Origin of the sequence: Lentzea sp. NEAU-D7 (assembly GCF_026242055.1) — a bacterium.
Classification (GTDB): domain Bacteria; phylum Actinomycetota; class Actinomycetes; order Mycobacteriales; family Pseudonocardiaceae; genus Lentzea.
In genome coordinates this window covers 65,530-86,733 of the sequence record NZ_JAPJDL010000026.1, presented here as the reverse complement: position 1 = coordinate 86,733, position 21,204 = coordinate 65,530, and the positions used below count along the sequence as shown (strand labels likewise).

19 protein-coding genes are annotated in these 21,204 nt (G+C 69.9%); 17 read left to right on the top strand and 2 right to left on the bottom strand.

Annotation, left to right across the window (positions count from 1 at the left end; genetic code table 11):
• Nucleotides 1-574 precede the first annotated feature (574 nt).
• The 10 genes from ORI60_RS37660 (at nucleotide 575) to ORI60_RS37615 (ending at nucleotide 10,188) form a co-directional block, all read left to right on the top strand.
• Nucleotides 575-1,390, top strand: a complete 816-nt coding sequence (locus ORI60_RS37660) for a M23 family metallopeptidase (RefSeq protein WP_266042795.1) — start codon at nucleotides 575-577, stop codon at nucleotides 1,388-1,390.
• Nucleotides 1,391-1,463: 73 nt separating this feature from the next.
• A complete protein-coding gene (locus ORI60_RS37655; protein ID WP_266042794.1) occupies nucleotides 1,464-2,912 on the top strand; it encodes an AMP-binding protein in 1,449 nt (482 codons plus the stop codon).
• Complete coding sequence (locus ORI60_RS37650; protein WP_266042793.1) at nucleotides 2,909-3,634, top strand: SDR family NAD(P)-dependent oxidoreductase; 726 nt, start codon at nucleotides 2,909-2,911, stop codon at nucleotides 3,632-3,634. Before ORI60_RS37655 ends, ORI60_RS37650 begins: the two co-directional genes overlap by 4 nt.
• A 96-nt stretch (nucleotides 3,635-3,730) precedes the next feature.
• Entirely contained in the window at nucleotides 3,731-5,239 is a 1,509-nt protein-coding gene (locus ORI60_RS37645) for an HAL/PAL/TAL family ammonia-lyase (RefSeq protein WP_266042792.1), read from the top strand.
• Nucleotides 5,239-5,997: an L-tyrosine 3-hydroxylase gene (locus ORI60_RS37640; protein WP_266042791.1), complete on the top strand. Its 759-nt coding sequence runs from the start codon at nucleotides 5,239-5,241 to the stop codon at nucleotides 5,995-5,997. Before ORI60_RS37645 ends, ORI60_RS37640 begins: the two co-directional genes overlap by 1 nt.
• A 13-nt stretch (nucleotides 5,998-6,010) precedes the next feature.
• Nucleotides 6,011-6,667, top strand: a complete 657-nt coding sequence (locus ORI60_RS37635; protein WP_266042790.1) for an O-methyltransferase — start codon at nucleotides 6,011-6,013, stop codon at nucleotides 6,665-6,667.
• Nucleotides 6,668-6,727: 60 nt separating this feature from the next.
• Nucleotides 6,728-7,678 (top strand): LLM class F420-dependent oxidoreductase, encoded by a 951-nt coding sequence (locus tag ORI60_RS37630; RefSeq protein WP_266042789.1) that lies wholly within the window; start codon nucleotides 6,728-6,730, stop codon nucleotides 7,676-7,678.
• Between the two features lie 3 nt (nucleotides 7,679-7,681).
• On the top strand, nucleotides 7,682-8,251 hold the full coding sequence (locus ORI60_RS37625; protein WP_266042788.1) for a TetR/AcrR family transcriptional regulator: 570 nt from the start codon (nucleotides 7,682-7,684) through the stop codon (nucleotides 8,249-8,251).
• A 41-nt stretch (nucleotides 8,252-8,292) separates the two neighbouring features.
• Nucleotides 8,293-9,576, top strand: coding sequence for a glycosyltransferase (locus tag ORI60_RS37620; protein WP_266042787.1), 1,284 nt, complete (start codon nucleotides 8,293-8,295; stop codon nucleotides 9,574-9,576).
• A 102-nt stretch (nucleotides 9,577-9,678) separates the two neighbouring features.
• On the top strand, nucleotides 9,679-10,188 hold the full coding sequence (locus ORI60_RS37615; protein WP_266042786.1) for an MmpS family transport accessory protein: 510 nt from the start codon (nucleotides 9,679-9,681) through the stop codon (nucleotides 10,186-10,188).
• Nucleotides 10,189-10,307: 119 nt separating this feature from the next.
• Here the strand turns inward: ORI60_RS37615 and ORI60_RS37610 are convergent, their stop codons facing one another.
• On the bottom strand, nucleotides 10,308-10,763 hold the full coding sequence (locus ORI60_RS37610) for a peroxiredoxin (protein ID WP_266042785.1): 456 nt from the start codon (nucleotides 10,761-10,763) through the stop codon (nucleotides 10,308-10,310).
• 31 nt (nucleotides 10,764-10,794) lie between these two features.
• On the opposite strand from ORI60_RS37610, the gene ORI60_RS37605 reads away from it, so the two are divergent.
• From ORI60_RS37605 to treZ, 7 genes are all read left to right on the top strand, one after another.
• Entirely contained in the window at nucleotides 10,795-11,706 is a 912-nt protein-coding gene (locus tag ORI60_RS37605; RefSeq protein WP_266042830.1) for a LacI family DNA-binding transcriptional regulator, read from the top strand.
• A gap of 14 nt (nucleotides 11,707-11,720) precedes the next feature.
• Entirely contained in the window at nucleotides 11,721-12,146 is a 426-nt protein-coding gene (locus ORI60_RS37600; protein ID WP_266042784.1) for a RidA family protein, read from the top strand.
• A 105-nt stretch (nucleotides 12,147-12,251) separates the two neighbouring features.
• Entirely contained in the window at nucleotides 12,252-14,066 is a 1,815-nt protein-coding gene (locus ORI60_RS37595) for a 4-alpha-glucanotransferase (RefSeq protein ID WP_266042783.1), read from the top strand.
• Between the two features lie 94 nt (nucleotides 14,067-14,160).
• Nucleotides 14,161-14,463: a hypothetical protein gene (locus ORI60_RS37590; protein WP_266042782.1), complete on the top strand. Its 303-nt coding sequence runs from the start codon at nucleotides 14,161-14,163 to the stop codon at nucleotides 14,461-14,463.
• A gap of 575 nt (nucleotides 14,464-15,038) precedes the next feature.
• On the top strand, nucleotides 15,039-17,144 hold the full coding sequence (gene glgX, locus ORI60_RS37585) for a glycogen debranching protein GlgX (protein WP_266042781.1): 2,106 nt from the start codon (nucleotides 15,039-15,041) through the stop codon (nucleotides 17,142-17,144).
• Nucleotides 17,144-19,222: a malto-oligosyltrehalose synthase gene (treY, locus tag ORI60_RS37580; RefSeq protein ID WP_266042780.1), complete on the top strand. Its 2,079-nt coding sequence runs from the start codon at nucleotides 17,144-17,146 to the stop codon at nucleotides 19,220-19,222. Before glgX ends, treY begins: the two co-directional genes overlap by 1 nt.
• Nucleotides 19,219-20,901: a malto-oligosyltrehalose trehalohydrolase gene (gene treZ / locus ORI60_RS37575; RefSeq protein ID WP_266042779.1), complete on the top strand. Its 1,683-nt coding sequence runs from the start codon at nucleotides 19,219-19,221 to the stop codon at nucleotides 20,899-20,901. Before treY ends, treZ begins: the two co-directional genes overlap by 4 nt.
• On the opposite strand, the gene ORI60_RS37570 is transcribed toward treZ, so the two are convergent.
• Complete coding sequence (locus ORI60_RS37570) at nucleotides 20,820-21,164, bottom strand: ANTAR domain-containing protein (RefSeq protein WP_266042778.1); 345 nt, start codon at nucleotides 21,162-21,164, stop codon at nucleotides 20,820-20,822. The two genes, treZ and ORI60_RS37570, sit on opposite strands and share 82 nt — an antisense overlap.
• Nucleotides 21,165-21,204 lie beyond the last annotated feature (40 nt).

The window sequence follows — 21,204 nt, the reverse complement described above, 5'->3', positions numbered from 1 at the left end:
CACCCACACAAGGTGACCGCAGCGCACGGCAGGCGACCACCCCGCTGGAACCGGCGACAAGCCAACGCAAGCCGACCCGCACGCCTCCTCGGGCTCGAACGCGCCTGCTCGCCCATCAGCCGCCCGCCAGCCCACACCCGTCGCGCACGCGCCCACGGCAAAGGCCACCACCCCGGCGCCGACGCGAGCCCAAACGACCCAGCCACCCGAAGTAACCACCCCCGCCAGCCCCGTCCCCGCCCCACCCCCAGGCAAACCTTTCACGATAAAGCGACTGACCAGTACAAACGCCAACCCGAGGATTGGTCCAAAGCCCGTTGACCAAGCCCTAAACCACTCGACTACTCAAAGTGACGAGCAGTGGGCCTAATCACCTGAACGCCCACTTCGCTTGCCTGCGCCGGTCACGCGAGGTTACGTTCTGGGCCGCATGTCACGGTTCGATAACCGCAAGGACACGGATCTCCCCCGAAGCGGTCCAGTCCACCACCGGGCCCCCGAAGCCCGCAGCCAGGCCCCCCGACGCCAGGCGAAGCGCGGTCATCCGAACTCCCCCGAGTGCATGGAGACAGGTTTGGCACGGCATCGTTCGAAGGGTCCCCTGGTCGACGTCATCACCAAGGTGGACCTGGACCGCAAGAAGGCTGTTGCGGTGGTGGTCGCCGCGGGCGCCCTCGCCGGCGCCGGTTTCGCTCAGGCGGCTACCGCCGTCACCCCGGTCGACCGCATCATCGCCCCCGTTGCGGCCACCAAGAACCTCGCTGCGGCGATGACCGCCGAGCAGCAGGCGCCGCAGGGTCCGCAGACGATCCACGACGTCAACACCGGCTCCGAGGCGCGCAAGCTGCTGCAGGCCGAGCAGATCCAGGCGCAGTTCCACGTCGCCGAGGCGCTCAAGTCCGCCGAGGGCGCCTTCGTGAAGCGGCAGGAGGCCGCCAAGGCCGAGACTGCGCGGCTCGCGGCCGAGGCCGCGCGGATCGCCGCCGAGGAGGAGGCGAAGCGGCCCAAGTGCGTGCGGCCCGCCCAGGGTTCGTTCACGTCCGGGTTCGGTGCCCGCTGGGGAACCAGCCACAACGGCGTCGACATCGCGAACGCCATCGGCACGCCGATCGTCGCCGTCATGGACGGCACCGTCGTCGAGGCCGGGCCCGCGTCCGGGTTCGGGCTGTGGGTCCGCGTTCAGCACGAGGACGGCACCATCACCGTCTACGGGCACATGAACACCATCGACGTCCAGCAGGGTGCGAAGGTCAAGTCCGGGCAGCAGATCGCGACGATCGGCAACCGCGGCCAGTCGACCGGGCCGCACCTGCACTTCGAGGTGTGGGTCGCGGGCGGGCAGAAGGTCAACCCCGTCGGCTGGCTCGCCGAGCGCGGTGTGAGTCTCTGACCGAACTCGGTCACACGATCACGAGAAGTCCCGATAGTCTCCGGCCACGCCGCCGTGCATGAGGTGCGGCGGTGTGGAGACCGGAGCCGAGCCAGTGATCTACCGCAGCCCCCTGCCCGCGGTGGCCGTTCCCGACCGCACCGTTCCGGAGCACGTGCTGGAACGCGCGTGGCACAACGACAAGCTCGCTCTCGTGGACGCCGTCACGGGCGAGTCGCTCACGTACGCCGAGTTGGCCCGACAGGTCGAGACCACGGCCAAAGGCTTGGTGCACAACGGGATCAGACCCGGTGACACCGTCGCGATCGCCAGTGCCAACCGACCGCGGTACGCCGTCGGCCTGCACGCCGTCCTGGCCGCGGGAGCGACGGCCGCGCTCATCAACCCGATGCTCACGCCGCCGGAGATCGCGCGGCTGAAGCAGCTCGCGAACGTCACGCGGACGCTCGACCTCGACGACCTTCCCTCCAGCGACACCGATTCGCTCCCACCGGGAAACCCGGACGGCACCGCCGTCGTCCTCTTCTCCAGCGGCACCACCGGTCTCACCAAAGCCGTCGGCCACAGCCACCGCGCGCTCGTCGCGAACCTGGAGCAGCACCGGCCGGGCTGGCGCATCGACGAGACCGACGTCCTCGCCGCGAACCTGCCGTTCTTCCACGTCTACGGCTTCACGATCATCCTCAACTCCGGTCTGCTCGGCGGCGCCACGCTCGTCACCATGCCCCGCTGCGACGCCGGCACCTACCTGCGGTGCCTCGGAGAACACCGGGTCACCCGGGCGTTCCTGGTGCCTCCGCTCGCCGCGGCCATCGCGGACCACGGGGAACCCGTCCCGGAACTCGGCCTCAAGCTCGTCCTCTGCGGCGCCGCGCCCCTCGACGACGCCGTCCGCCGGGAAGCCGAGCGCAAGCTCCAGGCGCCCGTCCGCCAGGGGTACGGCCTCACGGAAGCCGGTGGCACGCACCAGACATTCGACGGTGACGTGGAATCCGACCCCGCGAGCGTCGGCGTGCTGTGTCCCGGCACGGAGGCGCGGATCGTCGAGCCGGGCACCACGACGGACGCGGCGGAGGGCGAGATGCTCGTCCGCGGCCCGCAGGTCATGCAGGGCTACCTCGGCGACGAACGGGCCACGCGCGACGCCTTCGTGGACGGCTGGCTGCGCACCGGTGATCTGGTGCGCGTCCACAACGGCCGGTTCCACGTCGTCGACCGCATCAAGGAGATGATCAAGTACAAGGGGTACCAGGTCGCACCCGCCGAGCTGGAGGCCGTGTTGCGGCGCCATCCCGCCGTCCGGGACGCGGCGGTGATCGGTGCGCCCGATCGGGTTAACGGCGAGATCCCGAAAGCCTTCGTGGTCACGCAAGGCGACGTCACTTCGGATGAACTCATGGCCTTCGTGGCGGCAGAGGTGGCGCCGTACAAGAAGATCCGCCAGGTTGAGTTCGTGCGAGAGATACCGAAGTCCGTGTCGGGCAAGATCCTCCGTCGCCTGCTGAAGGACGACTCGCAGTGAAGGTGCTGATCACCGGTGGCGCCAAGGAGCTCGGCAGGGCGTTCAGCGGTGTTCTTGCCGCGCAAGGGCATCAGCTCGTGCTCACCGGCCGCGACGAGGAGGCGCTCGGCATCGCCGAGGCCGAGCTGAAGGCCCAGGGCGCCGACGTCGAGACGCACGTCGCGGACCTCGGCGATCCGCACGCGACGGCCAAGCTGATCGAGAGCCTCGGCGGGATCGACGTGCTGGTCAACAACGGTGCGCTCGGCGGGCCGGTCGGTCCGACGTGGCAGGTCGACGAGAACGACTGGTGGCACACGTTCGAGGTGAACCTGCGCGGCACCGCGTTCGCCGCGAACGCCGCCATCCGCACGATGACGAGCGGGCGGGTCGTCAACGTGGTCAGCAACGCCGGTGTGCACCGATGGCCTTATGTCACAGCGTATTCGGTGTCCAAAGCGGCCGTCATCAAGCTGACCGAGAACCTCGCGGTCGAACTGAAGCACCGGCCGATCGCCGTGCTGTGCTACGACCCCGGCATGGTCGACATCGGTCTGATGCGCCGCGGCGCCGAGATGGACTCCGGTGATCCGCACCAGCGGAAGATCTCGGAGTGGGCGAGGTCTCAGCGCGCCGCGGGCAGGTTCACCCCGGTGGAGCAGTCGGCCGATCTTTTGGCCCGAATCGTGCGCGGAGAGTTCGATCACCTCTCCGGCGGCGTGATCACGCCGAAGGACAGCTGAGAAATTTTCCTCGTTTGATGCGTACATAAGGCCCTTCCTCACCTACCGGTCAACCGGGATCGTCGCGAGTGGCTCCCCAAGTCCTCAGGAGGCGTCGTGCCTGTCGGAACATCCCCTGCTGCCCTGAATCTGGCCGCGCACCTCGAACCGGCTCACCTCGAACTCGCCCGCGACCCGTTGCACGTCGACCTGCCGGCGGACGTGCGCGACCGGATCGCGCGCTGCCGCGGGTTCGTGCTCGAAGTCAGCGCGTCCGGACGCGCGATCTACGGCGTCACAACGGGTTTCGGCCCGCTCGTCGAGTTCGCTGGCCGTCCGGACAGCGCCGGTCAATGTGACAACACCCTCTTCCACCTCATCGTCGGCCACGGTGAACTGCTGCCGCCCGACGTCGCTCGCGCTGCCGTGCTCGCGCGGCTGTTCTCGTTGGCGCAAGGGCGATCCGGAGTGTCCGAGCAGGTCGTGGACTCGCTGACTGCCATGCTGGACACCGAGTTCGCCCCAGCTGTACCACGTTTGGGCTCACTCGGTGCGAGCGGCGACCTCCAGCCGCTCGCCTACGTGGCACATTCTTTGCGCGGTAACGGGAACGCGTTCTTCCAGGGGCGGCTCATGCCCGCCGTGGAAGCGCTTGCACTGGCCGGGCTCAAGAAGCTCGCGTTGGACGGGCGTGACGCGCTCGCTCTGGTGAACGGCATTTCGGTGACCGCCGCAGCACTCGGACTCGCTGTCGCGCAGGCGGTTCGCGCACGCCGGACGGCGGAGTTGTTGTCCGCCTTGATGACCGACGTCCTGGGCTGCGGCACCGAGTTCACCTCGGTTGGACTACTGGCCGCGTTCGGGCATCCGGACGTCGCTGAATCGGGTGCGTCCATCAGGACCTGGCTCGAAGGCAGTACGCCATCCGGTGCGCGCCCGTTGCAGGAGCCGTACAGCATCCGGTGCACACCGCAGCTGATCGGAGCGGCCGGCACGAGCGTGCGGCACGCCGACGAGGTGGTGCGCCGCGACCTCAACGGGGTGAGCGACAACCCGTTGTTCTTCCCGGAGACCGGGGAGGTCGTGCACGGCGGCAACTTCTTCGGCCAGCCCAGCGCTTTCGCGGCCGACCAGCTCAACGTCGCCCTGGTGCAGCTGGGCAACCTGGCCGAACGCCAGCTCGACCTGCTGGTGGATCCCCACCGCAGCAACGGGTTGCCGCCGATGCTGAGCCCGCTGCCCGGCCACCACCACGCGCTGCAGGGAGTCCAGCTCTGCGCGACCGCCACCGTGGCGGCGATGCGCAGGGCGGCCACACCGGCCTCGACGCAGAGCCTGCCGACGAACCTGCACAACCAGGACGTCGTCCCGTTCGGCACGCAGGCCGCGCTGACGGCGCTCGACCAGGCGCGCCTGCTGCGGTACCTGCACGCGGGTCTCGCGATCGCGCTGCGCCAGGCGGTGCACGTCGGTGCGCGCCGTCCGCAGGGGACGCGGCTCGCGGCGGTGTTCGACCGGCTCGCGGACGAGGTGCCACCGATCGCGGAGGACCGGCCTCTCGACACCGCGCTGGGCCGGGTGGCGGACGTACTCGACAGTCTCGTGTCCGAAGTGGAGTGTGCTTGATGAGTGCTCCAGTCTGCCTCCCCCGGTGGGGGCACACCTGGGTGGATCTGCCCGTCCTGCGGTTGCCGATGCCGGGCGCGGACCTGATCCCGTGCGCGACCGGCTGCTTTCAGACGCCGATCGCCATCCGCACGCCGGAAGACCCGGTCGAGCAGGCCGTGCACCGGTGGTTCCTCGGCCACCACGGCGCGTTCCTGGTCTGGAGGTTTCTTTCGGCTTCACTCGATCGGCTGATACGCGAGCCTGATTCCCGGCTGGCCCGCCTCGCTGCGCTTGGATACGACGCGTACTCGGTGATGCTCGCCTATTCGGGCAGTTGTTCCCGTGAGGTGTACGAGGACGTCATCCGGCCGATGATGGTGACGTTCGACCCGGCGTTCAGCGGGCGGTGGGCGCGTGACTACGAGCCACTGCCCGGCCTGCTGCGCCGGGCACGTGCCGCTCTGGGGTCCGTGGCGGCCGAACCGCTCACCTCTGCGAGCAAGGCGAACCTGGTGGCGCACATGGAGGTCATGCGCAGGCTCGTGCCCGACGGCCCGTCGCTGCTGCGCGAGTCCGGCCGTGCGCGCATGTCCACCACCGACGCCGAACGGGCCCGGTTCGACGAGTTCTTCCTCGTCAGCCGGGAGAACGTGTGCGTGAGCCGCTACCGCGCGCACCGCGCCGCCGTTTTGTCCGCGATCGGTCACGACCTCGCGAAACACCCGCTGAGGCCCGAGTACGGAGAGACACTCAGGACGTTCGCCACCCGACTATGAGAGAAGGCCGCGCGTGAACGACTTCAAGGCCGTGGTCATGACCCCGCAGATCTACCGCTACGTGCGCGAGCAGGCAGGCCGGCCCAGCGCGGTGCAGGAGAAGCTCATCGCCCGCACGCTGGAGCTCGGCGACTCGGCGGAGATGCAGATCCCGCACGAGCAGGCGGTGCTGCTGTCGCTGCTGGTCAAGATCACCGGCGCGCAGACCGTGGTCGAGATCGGCACCTACACCGGTTACTCCACGCTGGCGTTCGCGCAGGCACTTCCCCCGTCCGGCAAGGTCATCACCTGCGACGTCTCCGCCGAGTGGACCTCCATCGCGGAGGAGGCGTGGCAGGCGGCGGGCGTGCGCGACCGGATCGACCTGCGGCTCGGCGCGGCGGCCCAGACGCTGGCCGAGCTGCCGGAGGAACCGGTCATCGACCTGGTGTTCATCGACGCGGACAAGGTCGGGTACGTCCACTACTGGGACCTGCTGGTCCCGCGCGTGCGCCAGGGCGGCCTGCTGCTCGCCGACAACACCCTTTACTACGGAGAGGCGGCCGACGAGCAGCCCGAGGGCAACGCCGCCGCGATCGACGCCTTCAACAGGTTCGTGCTCGCCGACACGCGGGTCGAGTCGGTGCTGGTGCCGATCGCGGACGGGCTGACCATGGCGCGCAAGAGGTGAGGTTGTGGGCATACCGACCGGTCGGTAGGGTGACCTCCAAGTCCTGAACTGGAGGCATTCATGGCTCGTTGGGGAATCACGCTGCCGCTGATCGGTGTGCCGGTGCTGGAGCACCGCGCGCTCGTGTCCGAGCTCGCCGGGCTCGGCTACACGGACGTGTGGTCGGCCGAGACGACCGGCACCGACGCGTTCACGCCGCTCGCCCTGGCCGCGCAGTGGTCCTCCGAGCTGCGCTTCGGCACGGCGATCGCGCCCGTCTACACCCGTGGCCCGGCCACGCTGGCGATGACCGCCGCGACGCTCGCGGAGGTGACCGGCGGCCGGTTCGTGCTGGGCATCGGCTCGTCGTCGCCCGCCATCGTGCAGCGCTGGAACGCGATCCCGTTCGAGGAGCCGTTCAAGCGCACCCGCGACACGCTGCGCTTCCTGAAGGCCGCGCTGGCGGGCGAGAAGGTCTCCGCCGACTACGACACGTTCTCGGTGAAGGGCTTCAAGCTGGAGCGCCCGCCCGCGGAGAAGGTGCCGATCATGCTCGCGGCCCTGCGTCCCAACATGCTGCGCCTGGCCGGTCGCGAGGCCGACGGCGCGATCACGAACTGGCTCGCCGCCTCCGACGTGCCGAAGGTGCGTGAGGAACTGGGCGAGGCCGAGCTCGCGGCACGGATCTTCGTGTGCCCGACCGAGGACGCCGACGCCGCGCGGGCCCTGGGCCGCATGCTGATCAGCACGTACCTGACCGTGCCGGCCTACGCGGCGTTCCACGACTGGCTCGGCCGCGGCGAGGCGTTGCGCCCGATGCACGAGGCGTGGGCGGCGGGCGACCGCAAGGCCGCGTCGAAGGCGATCCCGGACGAGGTCGTGGACGCGCTGGTCGTGCACGGGTCGCTCGACCACTGCCGCAGCCGCGTGGCCGAATACCAGGCCAACGGGGTCGACACGCCGATCATCGCGCTGCTCCCGACCGGGGGCGACCAGGCCGAGCAGGCACGCGCGCTCGCACCCCGGGAATAACCCGTGCCCAGCGCGACCGAGCAGAAGATCATCGACGCGGCCGTGCGCCTGTTCGCGTCGCAGGGCTACGACGCGACCTCGGTGCAGGAGATCGTCAAGGCCGCCGAGGTCACCAAGGGCGCGCTGTACCACTACTTCCGCTCGAAGGACGACCTGCTCTTCGAGATCTACCGGCTGCTGATCACGGCCCAGTCCGCCGACATGGACCGGATCATCGGCCTCGGTCTGTCCGCCGCCGAGACGGTGCGCGAGATCCTGGCGTCGCTCGTCGTCTCGACGGCCGAACGGGTCGACGAGACGGCGGTGTTCGTCCGGGAGCTGCACCGGCTCGGCGAGGACCGGATGACGGACTTCCGCGCCGAACGCCGCCGCTACCACGAGACGTTCCTCGCCGTCGTGGAGAAGGGGCAGGCGGACGGCGAGTTCAGCTCCGTCGTGCCCGCGGACACCGTCGTGCGGATCGCGCTGGGCGTCGTGAACCAGCTGCCCATGTGGTTCCGGCCGGACGGTCAGAAGACGCCCGCGCAGCTGGCAGGGGAGATCGCCGACTTCGTGCTGGCCGGATTGAGATGACGAATTAGCGGGCGTTAAGGGCGTTCTGGTCGACTGCCGCAGTGCCCCGTCTGAACCTGTTGTTCGCGACCATGCCCATACCCGGCCACGTCGCGCCGTTGCTGCCCATCGCCCGTGCGCTGACCGAGCGAGGCCACCACGTGCGCTGGTGCACCGGCCGTGTGTTCGCCGACAGGATCACCGCCACCGGTGCGGAGTTCGTCGCGATGGACCCGTCGGCCGACCACCAGGGCCGCAACGCCGACGAGCTGTTCCCCGAGCGCGCCCGGCTCAAGGGCATCGCGAAGCTGCGCTACGACATGACCGCGGTGTTCCTCGACCCGATCCCCGCACAGGTCGGCGACCTGCGGCGGGCGCTGGCCGAACGGCCTGCCGACCTCGTTCTGCACGACGCCGCCTACCTCGGCGCGGCCGTGTTCGAGGAGCTCGGCGGCCCGCGCGCCGTCAGCGTCGGCGTCACACCGATGATGCTGCCCGCACCGGACGTGCCGCCGTTCGGACCCGGTCTGAAGCACCGGACCGGCCCGCTCGCGCGGTTGCGGTACGCGGTCGTGCGCGGGCTGCTGGACAACGTGGTGTTCAAGCCCGTGTTCGAACACCGCGACCGGATCCGCGCCGGCCTGCACCTGCCGCGGGGTGAGCGCGGGCTCATGGCCGTGTCACCGCATCTGCACCTGCAGAACGGCATCGCCAGCCTTGAACACCCGCGCTCGTTCATGCCGCCGCAGGTGCGGTTCGTCGGCGCGCTGGTCGACCCGGCACCGGAGGCCGCGCTGCCGGACTGGTGGGACCGCATGATCACCGCCGGCCGCCCGATCGTGCACGTCACCCAGGGGACCGTCGCGGACACGGACCTGGGCCAGCTGGTGCTACCGGTCATCCGCGCACTCGCGGACGACCACGTCACCGTCGTCGCCAGCACCGGCGCGCACGACGTGGGACCGCTGCCCGCCAACGTCTTCACGGCGCCGTTCCTGCCCTACGACAGGCTGCTGCCGGAGCTGTCCGCCATGGTCACCAACGGCGGGATGGGCGGTGTGCAACTCGCGCTCGCCCAGGGCGTCCCGCTGGTCGTGGCGGGCGCGACGGAGGACAAGCCCGAGGTCGCCGCCCGCGTCGAACGGTCCGGCGCCGGACTGAACCTGCGCACGGCGACGCCGTCGGAGAAGGCGATCAAGGCCGCGGTGCGCGAGGTGCTGCACGGCGGGACGTTCCGGGTGCGGGCCCGCGAGCTGGCGGCGGAGTACCGGCTGCACGACGCCGGCGCGCTCAGCGCCGACCACGTGGAACGGCTCGCCCGGACCAGCCCGGTGCGGACCGCCTGATCCCCGATCATCTCGGCAGGGATCCTCTTCGCACCGTGCCGCGTCCTAGTTCCCGGGTAACGGCGGGAGTCGGGAGATCGACTCCCACAGCAGGGGGTCTTCATGTCGCATCTGCCGCAGCACCAGCCACCTGAGTACGGCGTCGCGCCGCCGTTGCACGACGAGGTGCGCAGGACGCGGAAGGGGCCGTGGATCTTCCTGCTGCTCGTCGCGCTGCTGGCCGTGGGCGGCGTGATGTACGGGCCTGGCGCTGTCGACGCGGTGCGCGACGCCGTTCAGCGGACCGAACCGGAGCCGGAGCCGGTGGTGCTGCCCGAACCGCCTGCCGCACCGGCGGAACGGGTCGTCGTGTTCGAGGTGACCGGCACCGGCAAGGCCTTCAACATCACCGCGACCGTCGGCGCGTCCATCCACAACGAGGCGGGCGTGACTCTCCCGTGGACGCGCACCGTCGAGGTGCCCGCCGGCCCCACGTCCGAGTCCGTGATGCTCGTGGTGGTGGCGGGCCCGGACGGTGCCGAGGTACGCGGCAAGTACACGATCGACGGTGTGACTGTCCGCGAGGGCAAGGCTTCCGGGCCGTACGGCGTTCTGACGATCACCGACTCCTGAGTGCCGCCGGCGCCTTGTCCGCGTGGGCCGCTGGCGGAGTCCGGCCCGCCCTCGGACGCATGTTGTTGCGGAAACCCGGGCACGGCGCGCGTCGCCGCGGCCGTGCCGGTCCCGACCGCCTACTGGGCGCGGCTCCTGAGTGCCGCCAGCGCCTTGTCCGCGTGCGCGTTCATGGAGAACTCGCTCTTGATCACCTCGATGATCTCGCGGCCGGCGCCGATGACGAACGTGTGCCGCTTGACCGGGATCGGCCCGAACCGGCGCCGCACGTCGTACTGCTCCGCGACGTCGCCGCCGGTGTCGGAGAGCAGCGGGTAGTCGAAGTCGTTCAGCTCGGCGAACTGCTTCTGCTTCGCCACGTCGTCCATCGAGATCCCGACGCGCTGGGCGCCTGCCTCCTCGAACTCCTTCCCGAGGTCGCGGAAGTGGCAGCTCTGCGCGGTGCACCCGGTGGTCATCGCGCCGGGGTAGAAGAACAGCACGACCGGGCCGGCCTCGAGCAGTGCCGACAGCTTGCGGTCGGTGCCGTCCTGGTCGGGCAGTGTGAAGTCGGGGGCGAGGTCGCCGGGCTTCATGGATCTCCAATACGCTCGGGCCGTGACCAGCATGTCCGACGTGGCCAAGGCCGCAGGGGTGTCCGCTGCGACCGTATCGCGTGCGCTGCGGGGCGAACCGGGCGTGTCCGAGGCGACCAGGCAGCACGTGAGCGAGATCGCGCGGCGCATGAAGTACGCGATCGCGCGGGACGCCTCCTCTTTGGCCGGTGGCCGACGGTACGCGATCGCCGTGCTGACGTCCGAGGTCAGCCCGGTGCTGGCGGGCGCGGAGGGCGCGTTGCGGCAGGCCGGCTACGACGTGCTGCTCTACGTGCTCGGGGACGCGGACGCGCGCGCGAAGTTCTTCGGCGAGCTGCCACTCGGGCGCCGTGTGGACGGTGTGCTGCTGTTGTCGATGTCGTTGTCCCCGGCGGAGCAGGTCGCGCTGGAGTCGCTGGAGGTCCCGCACGTCGCGGTCGACGACACCGACCTCCGCCACGCGCTGCGGACCGCCGTGTCCCACCTGCAGGGGCTGGGGCACCGCGACGTGGCCCTGGTGCTGGCCGACGGCGTCGACGAGTCGTACGACGAGATCCTGGTCGCCGCCGGGCTCACCGTGCGTCCCGAGTGGACGGTCTGGTGCTCGCCGACGGTCGACGGCGGCGAGCAGGTGGTCGACGTGCTGCTCGACGGCGAACGGCTGCCGACGGCGGTCATCAGCTCGAACGGCGCCGCCGCGGTGGGGATCTTCCTGCGCATGCAGCGGGACGGGCGCGCGGTGCCGGACGAGGTGTCGATCGTGTCGCTCGACGGGCAGGAGCTCACCCGCGTCGTCGGGCTGACCGCCGTCGAGGGGGCGGCGAAGGCGCAGGGGGAGCGGGCTGTCGCCGACCTCTTCACGCTGATCAGGGGCGGGGAGATCGAACCGGCGGAGCACCAGGTGCGGCTGGTCGTGCGCAACTCCAGCGGGCCCGCCGCCTGAGTAGGGTGTCGGTCATGCCCGCCGGAGAACGCCTGACCGAGCTCGCCGCGCTGCCGACCACCCCCGGCTACGCCCACGCCGTGGCGGTCACCGGCAAACTCGCGTTCATCTCCGGCCAGGTGGCGGTCGACGCGGCCGGGTGCGTGGTCGGGGTGGACGACCTGGCGGCGCAGACGCGGCAGGCGCTGAGCAATCTTCATCACGTCATCCGGAGGTTTGGCGCCGACTGGTCGGATGTCGTGAAGTTCACCTGGTTCGTGCTGGACGCGTCCGAGGTGCAGACGATCCGCGACGTGCGTGACGAAATCCTGCGTCCCGCGCTGGGCGAGGTGCACAACCCGGCCAGCACGCTGGTCCAGGTGGCGGCGTTGTTCGGGCCCGATTTCCTGGTCGAGGTCGAGGCGGTCGTGGCCATTCCGGACGAAGCATCGGATGTCTAAGTAAAAGCACCCCTGCGTGTGCGTCCCGACCGGCCTGCACCCATCGGGTGACCAGGGACCATTTGCTCTGGTAATGCTGACCGAGCTGTGACATAGCTTGTAGGTGTGGAGCAGTTGCTGACGCGGCTGGCGGACGCCTGGGGCGTCGCCACTCGATACGAAAACGCGGACCAGCAAGAGGTCTCGGTCGATCGTGACGTCGTGGTCAAGATCCTCGCCCAGTTCGGAGTCGACGCGTCCACTGAGGACTCGGTCGCCCGCGAGCTCACCGAGGTCGAGCGGCGCCGGGCCGAGCAGAAGCTCCCGCCGACGATCGTCATCCGCGAGTACGAGACGTACGACCTCCGGGGTCCCGCGACCATCGAGCTCGAGGACGGCACCTCGTTCGCCGTCGAACGGCACGTCCCGGACTCGGTGCCGCTCGGCTGGCACCGCGTGGTGACCGGGGACCAGACCGTCACGCTCGCCGTCGCGCCGAGGACCCTGCCGGAGGTACCGCGCACCTGGGGCTGGATGCTGCAGCTCTACGCCGCGCGCTCGAAGGAGTCGTGGGGGATGGGCGACTTCGCCGACCTCGCCACGATCGCCCGCAGGTCGTCCCTCGAGCTCGACGCCGGCGTCGTCCTGGTCAACCCGGTGCAGGCCCCGAGCCCCACGCACCCGGTCGAGCGCTCGCCGTACTCGCCGACGACCCGCCGGTTCGCGAACCCGCTGTACCTGCGCGTCACCGACACGGCCGAGTTCCTGCAGGCCTGCCCGCGCACCCGGCAGCTCATCCGCGACCTCAAGCCCGCGAACGAGGACCTGATCGACTACGACGCCGTGTGGGAGGCGAAGAAGCAGGCACTCGAACTGCTCTTCCCCGGCGGCGAGGTCGAGGTGGACGCCGAGCTGGAGAAGTTCGCGACCTACTGCGCGCTCGCCGAGGTCCACGGCAAGGACTGGCGCGCGTGGCCGGAGGACCGCGAGGACCCACCGGCGGAACGGGTCGCGTTCTACGCCTGGCTCCAGCACCTCTGCACCCGCCAGCTCCAGGACGTCCGGCTCGCCGCGCACGAGGCAGGCATGGCCGTCGGCGTCATCCACGACCTGCCGGTGGGCGTCGACCCCGGTGGCGCGGACACGTTCGCCGATCCCGACGTGTTCGCCATCGACGTCACGGTCGGCGCGCCGCCCGACGCGTTCAGCGCGGACGGCCAGGGCTGGGGCCTGCCGCCGTGGCGCCCGGACAGGCTCGCTGAGACCGGCTACCGGCCGTTCCGGCAGGTGCTGCGCAGCGTCCTGCAGCACGCGGACGGCATCCGCATCGACCACGTCGCCGGCCTGTGGCGGCTCTGGTGGATCCCGCCGGGCGAGCCGCCGTCGCGCGGCACGTACGTCTACTACGACGCGGACGCCATGCTGGGCGTGCTCGCGCTGGAGGCGTACCGGGCGGGCGCGGTCGTGGTCGGCGAGGACCTCGGCACGGTCGAGCCGATCGTCACGAAGACGTTGCAGGAGAACGGCATGCTGACCAGCGCCGTCCTCTACTTCCAGCGCGACTACTACGCCGAGGGCCACCCGCTGATCCCGCCGTCGCAGTGGAACCCGAACCAGATGGCCAGCATCTCGACGCACGACCTGCCGACCGCGGCGACGTTCTTCGCCGGACCGGACGGCCCCGACTTCGACGAGCTGATGCGCCAGGAGGGCGTCAAGCCCGCGGACAGGGTCGAGGGCGCCCACGAACTGCTCGCGCAGGCACCCTGCGCGTTGGTCCTGACCTCACCTCAGGACGCTCTGCGGGAAACCCGGCAGCCGAACGTGCCGGGCACGATCGACGAGCACCCGAACTGGAGAATCCCCCTGCCGGTGGAGCTGGACGAGTTCTTCCCGCTCGTCCGCGAGATCACCCGTCCGCTCCGCAGCCGCGGAAGATGAAACTTTTGCGTAACTGCAGGTCGTAGACCTGAGGAGTACTGTAAGGCCGTCACCGGACGGCGGAAGACGAACGTTCTTGGAGGTGGCGTACCAGATGAGCTCAGCCGTGGGCACGCGGACATCGACCGGCGTGCTTGAACTGGCCGTCGAGCAGGTCCTCGCTTCGGTGAGGCCCACTGCGCTCGGCGACCCGGTCGTCGGGGCACGGCGCGCGGAGGAATCCCTGCGTGACGCGCTGCGGGACGCAGGTCCCGTGGACGACAACACCGCCCTGCAGTACGCGCTGGCGTGCGCGCAGGCCGCGTGTGAACACCTGAAGTACGTGGAGATCCAGGAAGCCCGCACGTTGCTGACCGCCGCCCGCGGCCAGCTGGTGCTGGCGCACGAAGGAGTGTGACTGCGTCCGGTAGTCGCCGACGGGTGACGATCACACGATCGAATAAAGCCGCTCCCACTCTCGTGAGAACCTTGCTGCAGCGGGCCGGAAATCGTCGGTGCCCGCTCGTAGGGTTCAGGTGTGATCGTCCACCAGGCCTACCGGTGCGCAACGGACCCGGCACAGGCGCGGGCAGAGCCCGCGCACCGCGGTGCCGCGAGGTCCGCGCGCGCTTCGGCGCCGCGCCGCGGCTCCCGCGCGGTCCCGATCGCGGAGTTCCGGCGGCAGGAGTACAAAACGTCCCGGCGGGGTAGTTGTCTGGTCGTGGCAGACCGCTGGTTCCCGTCGTCCAAGACCTGCCCGGATCGTGGTGCGCTGAAAGCCGAGCTGACGCGCCCCGAGCCCCGGCGGTCCGGCCAGACGTGGCGCCGACCGGAAGACCCGCTGCACGTGGGCTGGTGGCCTTGAACGTCGATCCGCACCGGGTGACCGGTCCACACGAAAACCCGACCTGCCGTGCGGCAACGACGTGATGCCACGCCGTTGCCGCACGGATATGGTCTGTCAGCAGCTAGTTTCTTGTGACGAGGAGCATTGTGCGACCCTGGCCCGGTAGGTCCTACCCGCTTGGCGCCGGCTACGACGGCGTGGGCACCAATTTCGCCCTGTTCTCCGAAGTCGCGGAGTACGTGGAGCTCTGCCTCTTCGACGAGGACGGCACGGAGACACGCGTGAGGCTGCCGGAGGTGGACGGTTTCGTCCACCACGGCTACCTGCTCGGCGTAGGCCCCGGACAGCGCTACGGATATCGCGTGCACGGCCCGTACGACCCGGCGCGAGGCCTGCGCTGCAACCCCAACAAGCTGCTGATCGACCCGTACGCGAAGGCCATCTCCAACGGCCTGACGTGGAACGAGGCGCTGTACGGCTACAAGTTCGGGTCGCCGGACGAGCGCAACGACGACGACTCGGCGCCCTACGTGTCGAAGTCCGTGGTCGTGAACCCGTTCTTCGACTGGACGAACGACAGGCTGCCGAAGACTCCGTACAACGAGAGCGTCATCTACGAGACGCACGTCCGCGGTCTCACGATCGACCACCCGGAGATCCCGCCGCGCCTGCGGGGCACGTACGCGGGCCTCGCGCACCCGGTGATGATCGACCACCTCGTGAAGACGGGCATCACGGCGGTCGAGCTGATGCCGGTGCACCAGTTCATCAGCGACCACACGCTGGAGGAGCGCAGGCTCAGCAACTACTGGGGCTACAACACGATCGGGTTCTTCGCGCCGCACGACGGCTACGCGGCGATGCCGCTCAACCAGGTGCAGGAGTTCAAGGGCATGGTCCGGGCCCTGCACCAGGCGGGCATCGAGGTCATCCTCGACGTCGTCTACAACCACACGGCGGAGGGCAACCACCTCGGGCCGACGCTGTCCATGCGCGGTATCGACAACGAGTCGTACTACCGGCTCGAGGACGACGACCCGAAGTACTACACGGACTACACGGGCACCGGGAACTCGCTGAACGTGCGCTCGCCGCACACCCTGCAGCTGATCATGGACTCGCTGCGGTACTGGGTCACCGAGATGCACGTCGACGGTTTCCGGTTCGACCTCGCGGCGACGCTGGCCCGCGAGTTCTACGACGTGGACCGCCTGGCGACGTTCTTCGAGGTCGTGCAGCAGGACCCGGTGGTGTCGCAGGTCAAGCTGATCGCCGAGCCGTGGGACGTCGGGCCCGGTGGCTACCAGGTCGGCAACTTCCCTCCGCTGTGGACGGAGTGGAACGGCAAGTACCGCGACACGGTGCGCGACTTCTGGCGCGGTGAGCCCGCGACGCTCGGCGAGTTCGCGTCGCGCATCACCGGCAGCAGCGACCTCTACCAGGACGACGGCCGCCGCCCGTACGCGTCGATCAACTTCGTGACGGCGCACGACGGCTTCACGCTGAACGACCTGGTGTCGTACAACGAGAAGCACAACGAGGCCAACGGCGAGGACAACCAGGACGGCGAGAGCCACAACCGGTCCTGGAACTGCGGTGTCGAGGGGCCGACGGACGACGAGGAGATCCTCGCGCTGCGGCGGCGGCAGCGCCGCAACCTGATGGCGACGATGCTGCTGTCGCAGGGCGTGCCGATGATCGTGAACGGCGACGAGTTCGGCCGCACGCAGAACGGCAACAACAACGCCTACTGCCAGGACAACGAAGTCTCGTGGGTCGACTGGTCGCTGCTGGAGTCCAACGCCGAGCTGGCCGAGTTCACCTCGGCGCTCGCCGCGTTCCGCAAGGCGCACCCGGTCTTCCGGCGCCGCCGGTTCTTCGCCGGCCGGCCGATCCGCAAGGGCGAGGAGCTGCGCGACATCGCGTGGTTCACGCCGGCGGGCGAGGAGATGACCGAGCAGAACTGGGAGGACGACTTCGGCAAGTGCATCGTCGTCTTCCTCAACGGCGAGGGCATTCCCGACCTCGACCTGCGCGGCATGCGGGTCGTCGACGACTCGTTCCTGATGGCGTTCAACGCGCACCACGAGGACATCCAGATCACGTTGCCCGACACCGAGTACGGTCCTGAGTGGAAGGTCGTCGTGGACACCACGACCGGCGAGGTCGGCGGCAACGAGAAGCCGATCGCCGCGTCCGGGCAGCTGTCGCTCACCGCGCGGTCGCTCGTCGTGCTGCAGCGGGTGGGCTGATGGGCGCGCCGTCCTCGACCTACCGCGTCCAGTTCACCCCGTCGTTCACCTTCGCCGACGCCGCCGGCATCGCGGACTACCTGGCCCGCCTGGGAGTCGGCGCGCTGTACGGGTCGCCGATGCTCGACGCGCGGGAGGGCTCGACGCACGGCTACGACGTCACCGACCCGACCCTCGCGCGACCCGAACTGGGCGGCGACGCCGGGCGGGTCGAGCTCCAGGACCGGCTGAAGGCGCTGGACCTCGGCCTGGTCGTCGACATCGTGCCGAACCACATGGTCGTGCCGAACCCGTGGTGGGAGGACGTGCTCGCGCACGGCCAGGCCTCGAAGTACGCGCGGTACTTCGACATCGACTGGTCGTCGGGCAAGGTGCTGCTGCCCGTCCTCGCCGAGGACGCCCCCGACGAGGTCCACGAGCACTACCTGAAAGCCAACTGGCGGCGCGGGAACACCGAGCTGAACTACCGCAGGTTCTTCGACATCACCGAGCTCGCGGCGGTGCGGGTCGAGGACCCCGAGGTGTTCGAGGCGACGCACCGGGCGGTGCTGTCGTGGGGTGTCACGGGGCTGCGCATCGACCACCCGGACGGGCTCGCCGATCCCGGCGGCTACTTCCGGCGGCTGCGGGAGCACTTCGACGGCTGGCTGGTCGTGGAGAAGATCCTCGGGCCGGACGAGTCGCTGCCGCAGAGCTGGCCGGTCGACGGCACCACGGGCTACGACGCGCTGCGCGAGATCTGCGGCGTGTTCATCGCGCCCACGGACGCCTACGCCGGCGACTTCCACGCGGTCGAGCACGCCTCGCGGCAGCAGGTCTCGGACTCGATCCTGGTGGCGGAGGTGCGCCGGATCGCGCGCCTCGTCGAAGGGGTGGAGTTCGAGGAGGCGTGCCGGGCCGTCGCCGAGGTGATGGTCAACTTCCCGGTGTACCGGTCGTACCTCCCGGAGGGCCTGCGGTACTGGGAGACCGCGGTCAGGCTGAGCAGGTCGCCCGCGGTGCGCGCGCTGGACGAGCAGGTCCGCGCCGATCCGCACGGCGAGCTGGCGACCAGGATCCAGCAGACGTCCGGCATGGTCGTCGCGAAGGGCACCGAGGACACCGCGTTCTACCGGTACACGAACTTCGTGGCGCTCAACGAGGTCGGTGGCTCACCGGACAGGTTCGGCCTGCCCGTCGGCGAGTTCCACCAGCGCGCGGCCCGGCGTGAGGCCGCGGAGCCGAACGCGATGACAGCGCTGTCGACGCACGACACGAAACGCTCCGAGGACGTGCGGGCACGGCTCGCCGTGCTGGCGGAGATCCCGGACGCCTACCTGGCCTTCGAGGCCGAGATGACCGAGAAGCACGGCATCTCCGAACCGACGCTGAACCGCCTGGCGTGGCAGTCGGTCGTCGGCGCGTGGCCGCTCACCGAGGAGCGGCTGGGCCAGTACCTGGAGAAGGCGTCGCGCGAGGCGAAGATCAAGACCTCGTGGGTCGACCGGAACGCCGAGTTCGACGCCGAGGTGGCCGCGTGGCCCGCCAAGGCGCTGAACGAGCCCGAGGTCGCCGCGTTCGCCGAACGGCTCAAGGTGCCCGGCTGGTCGAACTCGCTGGGGCAGAAGCTGGTCCAGCTCACCGCGCCGGGCGTGCCGGACGTGTACCAGGGCACCGAGCTGTGGGACTTCTCACTGGTCGACCCGGACAACCGCCGGCCCGTCGACTACGACGTGCGCCGGGACCTGTTGGCGCGCATCGAGTCCGGCTGGCTGCCGGAGGTCGACGACTCCGGCGCGGCCAAGCTCCTCGTGGTGCAGAAGGCCTTGCACGTGCGCAAGCGCGGCCTGCACGGCTACCGGCCGCTGCACGCCGAAGGCCCGGCCGCCGAGCACGTGCTGGCGTTCGAACGGTCCGGGGTGATCACGGTCGCGACGCGGCTGCCGGTCGGCCTGGAGCAGAAGGGCTGGCAGGACACGGTTCTGCCACTGCCGGGTGCGAAGTGGACGGACGTCCTCACCGGGCGCCCGGTGACGGAGGACCTGGCGTCCTTGCTCGACACCTATCCGGTAGCGCTGCTGGTGCAGGGGGATCAGTGAGCTTCTCCGTCTGGGCGCCGACGCCCGAGTCGGTGCACGTGCGCGTCGACGGCTTCGACCACGAGATGAAGCGCGACGGCGACTGGTGGTTCTCCGATGTGGAATCGCCGGCCGGTGCGGACTACGCGTTCGTCATCGAGGGCCAGGCGTACCCGGATCCGCGGTCGCTGTGGCAGCCGGGCGGGGTGCACGAGCCTTCGCGGGTGTACGCCCACGACTTCGCGTGGACCGACAGCGCCTGGACCGGCCGGGCGCTGCCGGGCGGCGTGATCTACGAGCTGCACATCGGCACGTTCACGCCGGAGGGCACGTTCGACGCCGCGATCGGCAAGCTCGACCACCTGGTGGACCTCGGCATCTCGTTCGTCGAGGTCATGCCGGTCAACAGCTTCGACGGCGTCGAGGGCTGGGGTTATGACGGCGTGCTGTGGGGCGCGGTCCACGAGCCCTACGGCGGGCCGGACGGCTTCAAGCGGTTCGTGGACGCGTGCCACGCCCGTGGCCTGGCCGTGCTGCTGGACGTCGTCTACAACCACCTCGGGCCGTCCGGCGCGTACCTCGACAGGTTCGGGCCGTACTTCGCCGGGCGCAACGACTGGGGCCCCGGGCTGAACCTGGACGGGCCGGGCTCCGACGAGGTGCGCCGGTACGTCATCGACAACGCGCTGCAGTGGCTGCGGGACTTCCACGTCGACGGGTTGCGGCTCGACGCCGTGCACGCGCTGGCGGACCAGCGGGCGACCCACGTCCTCGAGGAGATGGCCGTCGAGGTGGACGCGCTGTCGGCGTCCGTCGGCCGTCCGCTCACGTTGATCGCCGAGTCCGACCTGAACGACGCCAGGCTGGTGACGGCGCGCGAAGCCGGCGGCTACGGCCTGCACGCGCAGTGGTCGGACGACCTGCACCACTGCCTGCACGTCGCGCTGACCGGCGAGACCTTCGGCTACTACGAGGACTTCGCGGCGCCCGGAGCGGTGAAGAACACGCTGGAGAAGGTGTTCTTCCACGCCGGCACCTGGTCCTCGTTCCGTGAGAAGCACCACGGCAAGCCGGTCGACACCGCGCTGATCCCTGGCTACCGGTTCCTCGCGTACACGCAGAACCACGACCAGGTCGGCAACCGCGCCACGGGCGACCGGTTGCCCGCGTCCGTGTCGAAGGGGAGGTTGCTGTGCGCCGCGGCGATCGTGCTGACCTCGCCGTACACGCCCATGATCTTCATGGGGGAGGAGTGGGCGGCGTCCACCCCGTGGCAGTTCTTCGCGTCGTTCCCGGACCCGCAGCTCGCGGAGGCCGTCCGGACCGGCCGCCGGCGTGAGTTCTCCCGGCACGGATGGGGCGAATCCGACGTTCCGGACCCGATGTCGCCTCAGACGGTCGAGAACTCGCGCCTGCGCTGGGACGAGGCGGGGGAAGGTGACCACGCCGAGGTCCTGGAGACCTACAAAGCCCTGATCGCGTTGCGCCGCTCCCGCCCGGAGCTGGCCGACCCGCGACTGGACAGGTTCGTGGTGAAGCAGGACGGGGAGTGCTTCGTGTTGCACCGCGGAGCGATCCGCGTGGTCGTCAACCTCGGCACGACCCCCGTCCCGCTGCCTCACGGAGAAGTGCTGCTCGCCTCCTCGGCGAACCCGTCGTCGCTCCCGCCGGACTCGTTCGCGGTCGTCGCGTCGACGTGATCCCACAGCATCTGGTCAGCCAGGTCGACGGGCCGTCCCAGGTGCGCGTGCACGAACGCCGTGACCAGCCGGTCCGCGGCGACGTGCAGCTTGATGTTGTGGTGCTGGGAGATGTGCACCAGCAGCTGGAAAGCCTGCTGGGGTGTGCAGGGTTTGCGTGCGGCGATCAGGCCTGTGGCCTGCCCGATGACAGTCCGGGACACCAGAGCTTTGCGCAGCCCTGCCACCTCGGCCTCGAGGGCGGTGATTCTCGCGGACGACACCGCCGGCTCCTTTCGCGTCGTCATGTCACAGCGGCATGCC

Bases quoted from the DNA above. Each gene is read 5' to 3' on its own strand.
- ORI60_RS37630 (WP_266042789.1), top strand. From the start codon at position 6,728: ATGGCTCGTTGGGGAATCACGCTGCCGCTGATCGGTGTGCCGGTGCTG.
- ORI60_RS37615 (WP_266042786.1), top strand. From the start codon at position 9,679: ATGTCGCATCTGCCGCAGCACCAGCCACCTGAGTACGGCGTCGCGCCG.
- ORI60_RS37590 (WP_266042782.1), top strand. From the start codon at position 14,161: ATGAGCTCAGCCGTGGGCACGCGGACATCGACCGGCGTGCTTGAACTG.
- treY (WP_266042780.1), top strand. From the start codon at position 17,144: ATGGGCGCGCCGTCCTCGACCTACCGCGTCCAGTTCACCCCGTCGTTC.
- ORI60_RS37600 (WP_266042784.1), top strand. From the start codon at position 11,721: ATGCCCGCCGGAGAACGCCTGACCGAGCTCGCCGCGCTGCCGACCACC.
- ORI60_RS37640 (WP_266042791.1), top strand. From the start codon at position 5,239: ATGAGTGCTCCAGTCTGCCTCCCCCGGTGGGGGCACACCTGGGTGGAT.
- ORI60_RS37605 (WP_266042830.1), top strand. From the start codon at position 10,795: ATGTCCGACGTGGCCAAGGCCGCAGGGGTGTCCGCTGCGACCGTATCG.
- ORI60_RS37610 (WP_266042785.1), bottom strand. From the start codon at position 10,763: ATGAAGCCCGGCGACCTCGCCCCCGACTTCACACTGCCCGACCAGGAC.